This window comes from Exiguobacterium sp. s91 (genome assembly GCF_018618915.1).
GTDB lineage: Bacteria > Bacillota > Bacilli > Exiguobacteriales > Exiguobacteriaceae > Exiguobacterium_A > Exiguobacterium_A abrahamii.
In genome coordinates, this window is the sequence record NZ_JACSMZ010000001.1 from 83,166 (window position 1) to 96,502 (window position 13,337).

Genomic DNA, 13,337 nt, shown 5'->3' on the forward strand with positions numbered 1-13,337 from the left:
GGTCATGAACTCGGATGGTGATCTCCCTTTTTATTTGATCGAAAGAAATTAAGAATGCGCATCCTCGACTCCTACAGGAGAAGAAAGCACAGACAGTGCTTTCGGCAGGGATAGGTAAGACCCGGCAGACCGCAGTGAATGCGGGTGGCCGCGGCTTACCTCCCGCCTGTGGAAAGCGAGGATGAAACATTCGTTGTTAGAGATGGTAATCAAGAGAAAAACGAGAGATACATCACTTTTGACGATAAAGCATCAGGGATTCATAAGGACGTAACGTCAAAGTCTGACCCTCTGTCTGCATCTTCTGATAGTTGTGAAGCAACACCGTATAATCCGATCCGTCACGAGGTAACGTGAACGTCGTCTCTGTTCCGTAGAAGTTCGAAACGACAAGCAACTCTTCCTCGCTTGTGGCACGTTCGTACGCCCAGAGTGACGGATCGTCTGGTGTCAACAGACGGTACGAACCGTCCGTCAGCACGTCATACTGTTTGCGGAGTTGAATCAACTGTTTGTAATGATGATAGACCGAGTTTGTGTCTGCGACAGCCGACTCGACATTGATGTGATCATACGTTGGTGAGACCGGTATCCACGGCTCGCTTGAACTAAAGCCACCGTTGACAGCATCCGACCACGGCATCGGCGTCCGCGCATTGTCACGCGACTTTTGACGAATCGCAGCGAGAATCGCTTCTTCCGTTACGCCGTTGTCCCGAGCTTCCTGATAGGCGTTCAACGTCTCGACATCGCGGTAGTCGGACAGATCCGTGAAGTCCGGATTCGGCATGCCGATCTCTTCTCCTTGATAGATATACGGTGTACCTTGTAAACCGTGAAGCGTCGTCGCGAGCATCTTCGCACTTTCGACGCGATACGTGACGTCGTCACCAAACCGGCTGACGACGCGTGGCTGGTCATGGTTGCACCAAAAGATAGCGTTCCAGGCTTGTCCGTTCATGCCGGATTGCCAGTCGGAGAAAATCTGTTTCAGTTGCTTGAAATCAAACGGTGCTGCCGTCCATTTTTCACCGTTCGGATAATCGACCTTCAAGTGATGAAAATTGAACGTCATCTTCAGTTCTTGTTCATTAAGCGATGAATAACGGAGGCAGTGTTCAAGTGACGTCGACGACATCTCGCCGACCGTCATGAGATCGTGTCCAGCAAAGACTTCTGCGTTCATCTCTTGCAAGTAGTCATGGACGTTCGGTCCGTCCGTATAATACGCACGTCCGTCCCCTGCTGGATCGTTCGGAAGACCTGGCGTCTTTGAGATCAAATTGATGACATCAAGTCGGAAGCCGCTGACCCCTTTATCCCGCCAAAAGCGCATCATGTTGTAAACATCTTCTCGTAAGCGTGGATTTTCCCAGTTCAGATCCGCTTGCGTCTTGTCGAACAGGTGCAAGTAATACTTGCCAGCTACCTCATCAAATGACCAAGCGGGACCGCCGAATTTCGATACCCAGTCGTTCGGTGTATCGCGCCAGATAAAATAGTCGTGATACGGGCTGTCCGGGTGACGTCCTTCTTCGAACCAAGAGTGCGACGTCGAGCAATGGTTGACGACGATATCCATCATGACAGACAGACCGCGTTGTTTTGCTTCTGCAAGTAACGTCTCGAAATCGTCCATTGTTCCGTAGGATGGATCAATCGCGTAATAATCACTGACATCATAACCATTGTCGTTTTGCGGTGAGGCATAGACCGGCGTCAACCAGAGATAATCGACACCAAGATCCGCCAGATAATCGAGTTTGGCAGTGACGCCTCGTAACGTACCGGTCGCTTTGCCCTCCGGACTATAAAAACTCTTCGGATAGATTTGATAAACGGCGGATTTGCGCCAATCGGTTGTCGTGATCATGAGATACACACCTTTCTAAAATTACGCTGCTTTTTTCAGGGCAGCTTTTTTTGCGCGTTTCGTCGAGACATAGTGGAACAGGAACGTACAGGCGACAGGGACGATGATCGCGATCACCATGCCGACGATGAACGACAGAATCGAGCCTGGTACGATCGAAATGAAAGCAGGTAATCCGCCGACACCGATCGCAGGAGCAAGAACGCCACTGACAGCGATGAAAGCTGACGCGATCGCTGAACCGACGAGTGCTGCGTAAAACGGATATTTGAACCGGAGATTGACCCCGAACATGGCCGGTTCCGTGATTCCGAAGTAGGCGGATAAAGCGGACGTTGATGCCATGTTTTTATCGTTAACGTTTTTCGCGAGGAAAAGCATCGCGAGTGTTGCTGAACCTTGAGCGATGTTCGAAATCGCGATCATCGGCCAGATGAACGTCGTTCCACTTTGTCCGATCAACTGTAGATCAACAGCGATGAACATGTGGTGCATGCCGGTAATGACGAGCGGCGCATAGAGTGCACCAAAGAGTAGGGCACCGAGTAATGGAACAGCTTCGAACGTATTGACGACACCGATCGTAATCCAGTCACCGACTTGACGCGTGACCGGTCCGATGACGGCAAGGGCGAGGAATCCGGTCAATGTAATCGTCGTAATCGGTACGACGAGTAATTGAATCGCATTCGGTACTCGTTTTTTGAGCCAACGTTCGATCGTACTGAGGACGTAAGCGGCAGCGAGTACAGGGAGGATTTGTCCCTGATAGCCGACTTTTTCAATTTCAAAGAGACCGAGAATGTTGAACGTCGGGATTTCACCTTTTAGAGCACTTTGTCCGTAGTTCCAAGCGTTTAAGAGATCTGGGTGAACAAGCATCAGACCCATGACGATCCCAAGAATCTCACTACCACCAAAGCGTTTCGTCGCTGACCAACCGACGAGTGCCGGGAGGAAGACGAAGGCCGTATTGGCCATCATATTGATGAGATCCCAAAGTCCTTGTAAGTTCGGATAACGATCGATCATCGTCTTGCCACCGAACTCGATACCGAATAGATTATTGATTCCCATTAAGAGACCAGCAACGATGATTGCCGGGATGATAGGCATGAAGACATCAGAAAAGACTTTGATCAACTTTTGGAACGGATTCATCTTAGCAGCGCCAGACGATTTGACATCCGCGATCGTTGTTGCCTGTAAACCGGTTAATTGAATGAATTCTGCATAGACCCGGTCGACGTCTCCGGCACCAATGACGATTTGATAGACACCTGCGTTCAAGAACGCGCCTTTGACGAGCGGAACTTCAAGTAAGGCTTCTTGATCGACAAGCTCTTGATTCTTAAGCGTTAAACGAAGACGGGTGACACAGTGAGCTGCCTGCTCAACGTTCTCCTTACCTCCGATGTTCTCAATGATTTGCTCTGCAATCTGACGATAGTTTGGTTTCATCTCGATGCTCCTTTTTGGAAGTGACATACTCGACCACTTTTGAAATGAAAACGTTTTCTTATCTGCGCACACTTATCTTAACTTATCTATATAAGTTGGTCAAGAACTTATATAGATAAGTTAAGAAGAATAAAAAAGAGAGAATCCGTCATCTACGGATTCCCTCATCTAGTAGCGTATATTCAACGACGGGCAATATCAGTGAACTGAAACTTATCGAGCCGGTGACGCGATTCCGTCCGTTCGAAATGTTGTCCTTCATAGAAATACGTATCGTTCGTGACGACGATGACATGCGTCATATCGTGAAGGTCGAGTCGTTCTTGGTCTTCAGTTGTCGCAGGGCGAGCTTCGATTTTACGTTTCGCGTAGCTGATCTGACGTCCGAGTGTCTCTTCGATGTACTGATAGATCGAACCTTTAGCGATGTCAGTAGTCAGTCCAGGCACGAGTGCTGTCACGAAATGATTGATGTCACGGATGACACGTTCACCATCAATTTGACGAATGCGCTCGACGCGTGTCACGTTCGTTCCTTGTGCCACATGCAATAACGAAGCGAGCTCAGCAGAGGCGGAGAGGACTTCGCAAGACACTACATCCGTTTCGACGGCATGTCGCCCCATCCGGCGATGTGCTTCCGAGAAGCTGACGATCCCATTGAATTGGAATTCGATCGCTTCTTGCGACAGGACGAAGACACCTTTCCCTTGGTGTTTACGGACGAAGCCTTTTTCTTGCAGGGCATCGATCGCTTTTCGGACCGTTCCGCGGCTCGCCTCGAATTCGTGCATCAATTCCGTCTCAGAAGGTAATTTCGTTTCAGCCGGGAGCGTTCCTTCCTGAATCCGCTGTGCGAGCTCGTGATAGATGTTTAAATACTTCGGCATATGATCCGTCCTTTACACTCAAATAATGCCTTTAGTGTAGCACGGAACGATTACAGGCATCAAAATAGCTCCACCTATGATCCGGACATGACCGGAAAATAGATAGAGCATAGAAGTGTGAATGTCAGTCAACGAAGAGACGTCGAAAACGTCGTTCCTTTTTTGAGGACATCTTGTTTTTCATCGAGAACATCACTCGTCAAGAGTTCAATCGAGTCAACCGGATGTTCCAAGATGAAGCCGAAGTTACCACTCCGTGACTCGGACGGGGCGTAAGTCTTCGCAAGCGACTCCAAATAGACGTCGTCCTCGAGCGTCTTTTCTGTCGCAGCATCGAGTTTGAAGTGGGCGACAGGATTGAACGTGACCGGTTCATTACTTGTGTTCTTGATCGTGACCCGTGTCTTGATCAAATCAAAGGATTCATCGTGCGTAAAGCCATGGAAGAAATCAATCATGCCATAGCTTGGACGAGCATGGAATACTTTGATCTCTTCGATCGTCATCTCGATCGGACCAATCTTCCGTGTTTCGTTCACTCGTTTGAATTGTTTAAGCGTCAGGTCGCCCTTATCATCCGTGACGGTCTGATCGATTTTTGTCAAATCGCGATCGTCTGGAATTTGTGGGTTTGGAACGTAGGCGCTTGTTTTTTCAAGCGATACCGGCTGCTCCTGTTTCGCAGACGCTGGTTCTTTTGGTGTGTCTTGTGATGCTGAAGTGCCACAACCAGCGAGCACCGTCCCGAGCATCAAAGTAGCAAGTATCTGTCTCATGAACATTCTCCTTATTTCTTCGATTTCAAGAGATCGAAGATGATTTTCGCGTGATCCGTGTTGTCGACTTGTCCCGCGAAACGTTCTTTAGCAGGACCGAACGCATAGACCGGTACGTCTTCACCTGTATGTCCACCTGTCGTCCAGCCTGTATGCGAGCGTTCGTTGAAGATTTCTTCAACCGCATTATCGATCTCGAGTAATTTCTTCGATTCAGCAGCGCGGGAGACGCTATCGATTTCTTTGTCCGTCAAGGCGAGTTTGTCCTGATCGATATACGTCGTCAACGTCTTGCGGACGTCCGCACCATCGACGATTTTTTGCGCCATGAAGTCAGGTGTTTTCTTTGCCGCTTTGATCGGTTCAGCGAACCAGTTATAGATGCCATCTGCACCGATTGAATATCCACCCGTTGAGTGGTCAGCTGTCGCGACGACGAGTGTATGTTTATCCTTCTTTGCAAATGCGATCGCGGCTTTGAATGCCCGCTCGAAGTCTTCCATCTCACTCATGGCACCGACGATATCATTGTCATGACCGGCCCAGTCGACTTGGCTACCTTCGACCATCAGGAAGAATCCTTTTTTATTCGAGTCGAGTCGCTTAATGGCAGAGTTCGTCATTTGTTCAAGCGATGGGACCGAGTTTTCGCGGTCAATCCGTTTTGGTAATCCACCATCTGCGAACAGACCGAGGACTTGTTTGTTTTTATCACCTTGCAATTGATCCAGATCCGTGACGTAACTGTAACCGTCTTTTTTGAATGCTTTCGTCAAATCAACATCCGGACGGACGAAGTTCGACTTACCGCCACCGAGCATGACGTCAATTTTATGTTTCCCATTGACGCGTTCCTTGAAGTAATCGTCTGCGATCGCGTTCATGTTCTTTCGGCTCTCATCATGAGCACCGAACGAAGCAGGTGTCGCATGCGTGATTTCCGATGTCGCAACGAGTCCTGTTGACTTACCACGTGCTTTCGCTGCTTCAAGGACGGTCTTGACTTCCGATTTATCGTTATCGACAGCAATCGCTGCATTATACGTCTTGACGCCGGATGACATCGCTGTTGCTGCGGAAGCGGAATCGGTGACGTTTTCCTTCGGATCTTCCGGATAAGTCATCTGTTGACCAACGAGGTATTGGTCAAACGCTGTTTTTTCAGCAACCGGTGTCGATGGATCGTTCTTTAAGTAACGATGTGCTGATGTATAGGAGACACCCATCCCGTCGCCAATCAAGAAGATGACGTTCCGGATTTCCGGTGATTTAACCGGTTTCGTCTTTGCTTCTGCTTCAGGCATCGAGAGCATCGTACTAAGGGAAAGGGTTGATAAGGCAAAAATCGGAATGATACGTTTTAATTTCATAAGGGTTCCTCCTCGAAAGGTGCTGGGGTTTGATGATCGATACGACCTACAAACTCCACCTTACGGATAGAATGTGAAATCCATGTTTATCGTTTGTAAAGCTTTGTGAAGAATCGATGACAAAAAATGGATCTTCTGAAAAGTCATTTCAGAAGATCCATTCGTTGCATTAGCGACTCCACCCAATCATCCGACGATAAGAGCTGAACGTCGGCCAGGCGAGAATCGCGATTGCGAGCCAGTACAGGAACTGATTCTCGGACGAAATCAGACCGATGATTCCCGCGAGTAGGATTGTCGTATAGATCGAGAAGGTGATGATGAGTGCTGGATGTAATTTCGGGAAAATCGTGAAACTCCCGAGACGTTCGTTCGCACCTTTGACATAGAGACGACTACCGAAAATCAGTAAGACGACCGTCAAGGCTAAGCTGAACAATACAGCATAAGCGATGTTGAAATCGGTATTGTACTCGAAAAAGAGCGCAAACGGCGTCGTGATCGTCATCAGGAAGCTTGTTGGTTTGTCTAACTCTTCGTAGCCCACGCCAAAACCCAGTTGACCGATAGCATAGATACTGAAATACGTGAAGTAATTCAAGAACAAGAAGAACGTTCCGAGTAACAGTTGTCCGATGATATCACCAGCAATCGTTCCGGCGAATAAGAAGATCGTCAAAATCGTCACATCAAATAGAAGGAATAGACCAAAATCTTGAAGGAGTGACGACCACGTGACGTAATCAAACGGATTGATACCGAATGCTTGCAGTAATGACCAACTGGCGAAAAAACCGATGATCGGGAATACGATCAACGTCACAGTGCCGATCGCCCATTTGATCCAAAACAGCCAGACCTTCGGGAACGGCAACGCATGTAAGATCAAACTACGACCACTTCCGCGCTCTGAACCGAGCATCAGGATCGCAAAGACGGCAATGAGAATCGCAGCGAATCCAGCGAAGAACGGACTGACGAGGACAGCTTGAATCGTTTCGGTTTGATAAGATACTTCATATGTTTCAAAGTCATTGATGATGGTATAACTACCAAAACCATAACTGAAGATCGCCAGTAGAATAAAACAAGCGAGTGGCCAGATGCCTTGCTTGATGTGATAGCGGATCAATTGCTTAACCATGTCGTTTCCCTCCAAATGTCCCTAAGAAGTAATCTTCCATCTGCACCGGCAAAGCATCCTTTAAGAGAGGACGCGTCGTTTCGAGATACTGCGCGCCTGCATCGGATAAGACGAGTAACGTCACGACTCGACCCGTTTGGGATAAGACGTGGAGATCGGCATGACTGAGCTCTGGAACATCTTCATAGACGACCTGCCATTTCTGCATGCTAGCTTTGGCATCATCGAGTGCCTTCGGTTCGCGGACGAGGTGTTTTTCGATCGTCATGACACGGTCGGCAAGGGAATCGAGTTCTTCGAGTTGATGCGAAGCAATCAGAACGGCTGTCTGGCGCTCCGCAAGTAATGAGACGAGTTGTTTCAGATAATCACGTTTGTTGATTCGGTCAAGTCCATCGGTTGGTTCATCGAGTAACAGAACCGGGGCATTCGTTGCGAACGCGAGTTGGAGAAGGAACAATTGCGCTTGTCCCTTCGATAAAGAAGTGACGCGACGTCCGCGATCGAGATTCGACGAGCGGCAGTAGTTTTCGATATACGTCTTCTCGAAGTTTGGATAAAAGACGTGATAGAAGTTGATCAGTTCACCGAGCGTCATCTGGCGGTAGACGGAGACAGAATCCGGAACGAGGAAAAGGTGCTCCCGCGTCTTCGGAACGTGATGGATCGACTCACCATTCCATTCGACTTTCCCGCGGGTCGGCTCGAGCGCTCCAACGAGTGTTTTCAGTAATGTCGTTTTTCCGGCACCATTACGACCAATCAAGGCAGTAATCGTTCCTGCCGGCAGGGTGAAGGATGCATTTTCATAAATCATGGTACGGTCAATTTGTTTCGTCAGATGAGAAACGGTCAACATGAGGAATCCTCCCTTATGTGTAAGATATGTTGATAAAGTTCTTCGTTTGAGATGGATAATTCGTCGGCGATGGCACAAAGGCGGATGAGTGGATCTTGGATGGCTGCTTGTTTGACTTCATGAAGTGGGATGTCTGAGATGAAGGAGCCTTTACCGCGCATCGTGACGATGAAGTTGCGGCTCTCGAGTTCCTGATAGGCGCGGGAGACAGTGTTCGGATTGACAAGGAGTGTACCGGCAAGTTCACGGACGGATGGCATCTGTTCGCCGGAGCGGAGTAGACCACGGGCAATCGAGCGGATGATTTGAGCGACCAACTGTTCATAGATCGGTAACGGACTTTTCGGATCAACGGTGAACATTTCTTCACCTCCTTAAGTGTACTAATTCAATTAATACACCAATTATAGGAATTTAAAACCCGTCTGTCAACGTTTCTTTTCAAGAAGACGATGACGCCATCGATCGCAATATTTGCTATACTGACGACAGAAGAATCGCCAGGAAGGATGACCGAGATGTTGGATCGATTGAGTGCGTTAGAGGACCGTTATGAAAAACTGAATGATATGTTGGCTGATCCAGCCATCATTAATGATACGAATCAATTGCGAGAGGTCTCAAAAGAGCAGTCACAACTTGCGCCGACTGTCGAGACGTACCGTGTCTACCGCGAGAAGATGGAAGCTTATCAAGAGGCACGTCAAATGTTGACGGATCCGGAGATGCGCGACCTTGCGAAGGAAGAAGTCGCGATGCTTGAACCGGAGATCAAAGAGCTCGAAGCGAAGCTGAAGGCTTTATTATTACCGAAGGATCCGAATGACGATAAGAACGTCATCGTCGAGATTCGTGGTGCAGCAGGGGGAGACGAGGCAGCCTTATTTGCGGGTGACCTGTTCAAGATGTACTCGAAGTTTGCTGAGAAACAGAACTGGAAGATTGAGATCATCGATGCGAGCTACACGGAACTCGGTGGCTACAAAGAAATCATCTTCATTGTCAAAGGAACAGGTGCTTATTCGAAGTTGAAATACGAGAACGGGGCACACCGCGTCCAACGCGTTCCGTCAACGGAATCCGGCGGGCGGATTCATACATCAACAGCGACTGTCGCCGTGCTACCGGAAGCAGAAGACGTCGAAGTCGAGATCCATGACAAGGATGTCCGAGTCGATACGTTCACGTCGAGTGGACCGGGTGGCCAGTCCGTCAATACGACACAGTCCGCTGTCCGTGTCACGCACGTGCCGACAGGAATCGTCGCCAGCTGTCAAGATGAGAAGTCGCAAATCAAGAATAAGGAAAAAGCGATGAAGGTCTTGCGTGCGCGTGTCTACGATAAGATTCAACGCGAACAGCAAGCGGAATATGATGAAAAACGGAAGTCGGCTGTCGGTACGGGTGACCGTTCAGAGCGGATTCGGACGTATAATTTCGCTCAAAACCGGGTGACGGATCACCGGATCGGATTAACGATCCAGAAGCTTGATCGAATCTTACAAGGCGAGATGGATGAAGTCATCGATACGCTTGTCATGGAATATCAGGCGCGGGCATCGGAGGCGGCGAACTGATGCGGATCGCAAAACGTCTAAATGATGCAAAAACGATGATGGAACAAGCAGGACGCGAGGGTTCAAGTGCCGAATGGTTACTCATGCACGTCTTGGATGTCGACCGGACCGGACTCCTTGTCCGCTTGTCCGATGAATTGACGCCGGAGCAAGATTTACGATTCAGTGAATACTTGCTTGCTCATGTTCACGGCGTACCCGTTCAGCATTTAATCGGCTATCAGCCGTTTTATGGACGGGATTTCCGTGTCACACCGGATGTCTTGATTCCACGACCGGAAACGGAAGAGTTGATCGTCTTCGTCACGGAGCGTCTCAAACGTGAGTCGTTCACCGCGGGACAGATCGTCGACATCGGAACTGGTAGCGGAGCGATTGGAATCACGCTCGCCCTCGAACTCGAGCAACCGGTCACGACCGTCGATATTTCACCGGCCGCGATTGCAGTCGCGAAGCAAAATCAAGCGAAGCTTGGTGGAGACGTGACGTTCCTTGAAGGAGATTTACTAGCGCCACTTGCGGATGATTCCGTGCGGGTGCTTGTTTCGAATCCTCCTTATATCGAGGAAGAGGAATTACTCAGTGAAGTCGTGTTCGACCACGAACCGCATCTCGCCCTGTTTGGCGGAAAAGACGGTCTCGTCTTTTACCGACGTCTCGTCGAGGAGAGTGGACGGGTCCTACGCGACGATTTCCGACTGATTGCGTTTGAAATTGGACACAATCAAGGACCAGAAGTGCAAATGATGTTAAAAGAACGTTATCCAAATGCGGAAACGGGTATTTTAAAAGATATAAACGGTAAAGACCGTATCGTGTATGCGGAACGAAAGGATTGTACAGCGTGAAGACGGAAATGATTGACTTACAGACGATGGATGAAGCAGTTCGGTTATTGCAGGAAGGAGAGGTCGTGGCGATGCCGACCGAGACCGTCTATGGTCTCGCAGGGGACGCAACGAACGAAGCGGCTGTTCGGCGAATCTTCGCCGCGAAGGGTCGACCTTCTGACAATCCGCTGATTGTCCATGTCGCATCCGTAGAACAGGCACATCAGTTCGTCACGCACATCCCAGATGTCGCGGCTCGTTTGATGGAGGCGTTCTGGCCAGGAGCCTTGACGATCATCCTCGAATCGAACGGCACCGCATCCACACTCGTCACAGCAGGACTAGATACGATCGGATTACGGATGCCAGACCATCCGCTCGCGCTTCGATTGATCGAGGCGACAGGGTTGGGTCTCGCAGCACCGAGTGCCAACCGTTCCGGAAAACCTTCACCGACGTCATCTGCGCACGTCGCACATGACCTCTCGGGACGCATCGCTGCGATCGTCGATGGAGGGGAAACGGGCATCGGGGTCGAATCGACTGTCATCGATTGTACGATGACGCCACCGGCGATTTTACGACCGGGCGGCGTGACACGCGAACAAATCGAGTCGGTCATCGGTCCTGTCACACTCGATCCTGCCTTATCGATGAAAGATGTTACACCGAAGGCACCCGGGATGAAATATACCCACTACGCACCGGAAGCAACACTTTCCGTAGTGGAGGGAGATCTTTCATTCTTACAGCAACTCATCGATGATGCACGACAAACCGGACACAAGACGGGCGTCCTCCTGTTTGACGGGGAGGAAGTCGACGCAGATGTTCGCTGCTCCCTTGGTAATTCGATGGAAACGGCGGCACAACGTCTTTACGATTGTTTACGGCGATTTGATCAGACGACGGTGGATCAGATTTTTGTACGAGACCTATCAGAAGAAGGGGTGGGGCTTGCGGTCCGCAACCGCCTCCATAAAGCAGCAGGTGGTCGGGTCATTCGCCCTTGAAGAAGGAGGATACGGAGATGAGCACACGTCGCGTTTTATTCATCTGTACAGGAAATACATGCCGTAGCCCGATGGCGATGGCGTTACTACGCTCGAAAGTCGCTGATCAGGAATTCGACGTCCGTTCAGCAGGACTACGTTCGATGCAAGGATTTGATGCGTCCGAGAACGCCTTACAAGTGTTACGTGAGCGCGGGATCGAACTCGAACACTATACGCAAGTCTTTGATGATGTACTCGGGCGTTGGTCTGACATCATCTTGACGATGACGCGTCAGCACAAGCAGGAAGTCGGTGAACGCTATCCGGAACTGAAGGAACGGACGTTTACCTTATATGAATATGTGACAGGGCTTGAACGGGACATCAACGATCCGTACGGCGGATCAATGAACGTCTACCGGCAAGTACGTAATGAACTCGAACCCCTCGTCAACCGTCTTGTGTTAAAATTGACGCAGAACGGAAACGGAAGAAAAGCTCCGGATACACGGAAACTTCCGAAAAAACAACCTAAACAAACGGGGGAATAGTAAAGATGAAAGTAGCAATCGGCGCGGATCATGGCGGTTTTAAGTTAAAGGCAGAAATCAACGACCTCTTACAAGAGCTCGGCATCGACTATACGGACTTCGGTACGCATTCAGCCGACTCGATCGATTATCCGGATGTCGCGATTCCAGTCGCTGAGGCAGTCGCAAGCGGAGAGTTTGATCGTGGCATCTTGATTTGTGGAACAGGTATCGGGATCGGAATCGCAGCGAACAAAGTCAAGGGCATCCGAGCAGCACTCGTCCATGATACGTTCAGCGCGAAAGCGACGCGTCAGCACAACGATTCGAACATCTTAACGATGGGCGAACGCGTCATCGGTCCAGGACTGGCTCGTGAGATCGCACAGCTTTGGCTTGAAACGGAATTCGAAGGCGGACGTCATGAGAACCGCGTTTGCAAAATCTCAGATTATGAGGTGAAGTAATGGACTTGACACGCATCCAGCACGATTTAGAAGAAGCACTGAACGCTCTGGATGAACGATTTTCCTTAAAAGGAAAATTGCTCGTGATCGGCTGTTCGACGAGTGAAGTCATCGGCAAACAAATCGGCAAGGCCGGTTCACCGGAAGTCGCAGACGCGTTGTTTGACGTTTTCGATGCCTTTCGTCGGTCGCACCAAGTCGATCTTGCCTTCCAAGGCTGTGAGCATATCAACCGGGCGCTGACGCTTGAGCGGCAAACGGCAGAACGACTCGGGCTCGATCCGGTAACAGTCGTTCCTGTTCCGGAAGCCGGTGGATCGATGGCGAGTGCTGCCTATCAACGCTTCTCGGCACCGGTCGTCGTCGAAGCGATTCAGGCAGACGCCGGGATTGATATCGGTGATACGTTCATCGGGATGCACTTGAAAGCTGTTGCGATTCCTGTGCGCTTGCCGCACAAGGAAATCGGTGAGGCACACGTGACGGCAGCCGTGACACGACCGAAATTAATCGGTGGAGCACGTGCTAAATACGAATGATTGATGCAAGGGGTTGCGCACCCCTT

14 protein-coding genes are annotated in these 13,337 nt (G+C 49.8%); 6 read left to right on the forward strand and 8 right to left on the reverse strand.

Annotation, left to right across the window (positions count from 1 at the left end):
• Nucleotides 1-232: 232 nt before the first annotated feature.
• The 8 genes from treC to KNQ06_RS00500 all read right to left on the reverse strand — a co-directional run bounded on the left by treC (nt 233) and on the right by KNQ06_RS00500 (nt 8,735).
• Nucleotides 233-1,873: an alpha,alpha-phosphotrehalase gene (gene treC / locus KNQ06_RS00465; protein WP_215147003.1), complete on the reverse strand. Its 1,641-nt coding sequence runs from the start codon at nt 1,871-1,873 to the stop codon at nt 233-235.
• A 21-nt stretch (nt 1,874-1,894) separates the two neighbouring features.
• Complete coding sequence (gene treP / locus KNQ06_RS00470) at nt 1,895-3,334, reverse strand: PTS system trehalose-specific EIIBC component (protein ID WP_047394480.1); 1,440 nt, start codon at nt 3,332-3,334, stop codon at nt 1,895-1,897.
• Nucleotides 3,335-3,516: 182 nt separating this feature from the next.
• Complete coding sequence (treR, locus tag KNQ06_RS00475; RefSeq protein WP_215147005.1) at nt 3,517-4,224, reverse strand: trehalose operon repressor; 708 nt, start codon at nt 4,222-4,224, stop codon at nt 3,517-3,519.
• A gap of 128 nt (nt 4,225-4,352) precedes the next feature.
• The gene (locus KNQ06_RS00480; RefSeq protein ID WP_055969310.1) at nt 4,353-5,000 is read right to left on the reverse strand and encodes a DUF4352 domain-containing protein; all 648 of its coding nucleotides are present in this window, start codon (nt 4,998-5,000) and stop codon (nt 4,353-4,355) included.
• An 11-nt stretch (nt 5,001-5,011) separates the two neighbouring features.
• Entirely contained in the window at nt 5,012-6,370 is a 1,359-nt protein-coding gene (locus tag KNQ06_RS00485; RefSeq protein WP_215147007.1) for an alkaline phosphatase, read from the reverse strand.
• Between the two features lie 169 nt (nt 6,371-6,539).
• Complete coding sequence (locus KNQ06_RS00490; protein ID WP_215147009.1) at nt 6,540-7,514, reverse strand: hypothetical protein; 975 nt, start codon at nt 7,512-7,514, stop codon at nt 6,540-6,542.
• Nucleotides 7,507-8,373, reverse strand: a complete 867-nt coding sequence (locus KNQ06_RS00495; protein WP_029342758.1) for an ATP-binding cassette domain-containing protein — start codon at nt 8,371-8,373, stop codon at nt 7,507-7,509. Before KNQ06_RS00495 ends, KNQ06_RS00490 begins: the two co-directional genes overlap by 8 nt.
• The gene (locus KNQ06_RS00500; protein ID WP_029342757.1) at nt 8,367-8,735 is read right to left on the reverse strand and encodes a GntR family transcriptional regulator; all 369 of its coding nucleotides are present in this window, start codon (nt 8,733-8,735) and stop codon (nt 8,367-8,369) included. The genes KNQ06_RS00495 and KNQ06_RS00500 overlap by 7 nt, the downstream gene beginning before the upstream one ends.
• 156 nt (nt 8,736-8,891) lie before the next feature.
• On the opposite strand from KNQ06_RS00500, the gene prfA reads away from it, so the two are divergent.
• The 6 genes from prfA to KNQ06_RS00530 are packed head-to-tail and all read left to right on the forward strand — an operon-like array spanning nt 8,892 to nt 13,311.
• Nucleotides 8,892-9,950, forward strand: coding sequence for a peptide chain release factor 1 (gene prfA, locus KNQ06_RS00505; RefSeq protein ID WP_056064179.1), 1,059 nt, complete (start codon nt 8,892-8,894; stop codon nt 9,948-9,950).
• Nucleotides 9,950-10,798 carry a peptide chain release factor N(5)-glutamine methyltransferase gene (gene prmC / locus KNQ06_RS00510; RefSeq protein WP_214771716.1) on the forward strand — a complete coding sequence of 283 codons (849 nt, stop codon included), beginning with the start codon at nt 9,950-9,952 and terminating at the stop codon, nt 10,796-10,798. The genes prfA and prmC overlap by 1 nt, the downstream gene beginning before the upstream one ends.
• Entirely contained in the window at nt 10,795-11,793 is a 999-nt protein-coding gene (locus KNQ06_RS00515) for an L-threonylcarbamoyladenylate synthase (RefSeq protein WP_064299235.1), read from the forward strand. Before prmC ends, KNQ06_RS00515 begins: the two co-directional genes overlap by 4 nt.
• Nucleotides 11,794-11,810: 17 nt before the next feature.
• Nucleotides 11,811-12,326 carry a low molecular weight protein arginine phosphatase gene (locus tag KNQ06_RS00520; RefSeq protein ID WP_023469513.1) on the forward strand — a complete coding sequence of 172 codons (516 nt, stop codon included), beginning with the start codon at nt 11,811-11,813 and terminating at the stop codon, nt 12,324-12,326.
• A 5-nt stretch (nt 12,327-12,331) separates the two neighbouring features.
• Nucleotides 12,332-12,772 carry a ribose 5-phosphate isomerase B gene (gene rpiB / locus KNQ06_RS00525; protein ID WP_023469512.1) on the forward strand — a complete coding sequence of 147 codons (441 nt, stop codon included), beginning with the start codon at nt 12,332-12,334 and terminating at the stop codon, nt 12,770-12,772.
• Nucleotides 12,772-13,311: a TIGR01440 family protein gene (locus tag KNQ06_RS00530; protein ID WP_023469511.1), complete on the forward strand. Its 540-nt coding sequence runs from the start codon at nt 12,772-12,774 to the stop codon at nt 13,309-13,311. Before rpiB ends, KNQ06_RS00530 begins: the two co-directional genes overlap by 1 nt.
• Nucleotides 13,312-13,337: the final 26 nt, after the last annotated feature.

What these genes read in the sequence shown, in the direction of transcription:
- prfA (WP_056064179.1), top strand. Translation starts at nt 8,892, where the DNA reads ATGTTGGATCGATTGAGTGCGTTAGAGGACCGTTATGAAAAACTGAAT.
- KNQ06_RS00495 (WP_029342758.1), bottom strand. Translation starts at nt 8,373, where the DNA reads ATGTTGACCGTTTCTCATCTGACGAAACAAATTGACCGTACCATGATT.
- treP (WP_047394480.1), bottom strand. Translation starts at nt 3,334, where the DNA reads ATGAAACCAAACTATCGTCAGATTGCAGAGCAAATCATTGAGAACATC.
- KNQ06_RS00520 (WP_023469513.1), top strand. Translation starts at nt 11,811, where the DNA reads ATGAGCACACGTCGCGTTTTATTCATCTGTACAGGAAATACATGCCGT.
- KNQ06_RS00530 (WP_023469511.1), top strand. Translation starts at nt 12,772, where the DNA reads ATGGACTTGACACGCATCCAGCACGATTTAGAAGAAGCACTGAACGCT.
- KNQ06_RS00480 (WP_055969310.1), bottom strand. Translation starts at nt 5,000, where the DNA reads ATGAGACAGATACTTGCTACTTTGATGCTCGGGACGGTGCTCGCTGGT.
- treC (WP_215147003.1), bottom strand. Translation starts at nt 1,873, where the DNA reads ATGATCACGACAACCGATTGGCGCAAATCCGCCGTTTATCAAATCTAT.
- treR (WP_215147005.1), bottom strand. Translation starts at nt 4,224, where the DNA reads ATGCCGAAGTATTTAAACATCTATCACGAGCTCGCACAGCGGATTCAG.
- prmC (WP_214771716.1), top strand. Translation starts at nt 9,950, where the DNA reads ATGCGGATCGCAAAACGTCTAAATGATGCAAAAACGATGATGGAACAA.
- KNQ06_RS00485 (WP_215147007.1), bottom strand. Translation starts at nt 6,370, where the DNA reads ATGAAATTAAAACGTATCATTCCGATTTTTGCCTTATCAACCCTTTCC.
- rpiB (WP_023469512.1), top strand. Translation starts at nt 12,332, where the DNA reads ATGAAAGTAGCAATCGGCGCGGATCATGGCGGTTTTAAGTTAAAGGCA.
- KNQ06_RS00490 (WP_215147009.1), bottom strand. Translation starts at nt 7,514, where the DNA reads ATGGTTAAGCAATTGATCCGCTATCACATCAAGCAAGGCATCTGGCCA.
- KNQ06_RS00500 (WP_029342757.1), bottom strand. Translation starts at nt 8,735, where the DNA reads ATGTTCACCGTTGATCCGAAAAGTCCGTTACCGATCTATGAACAGTTG.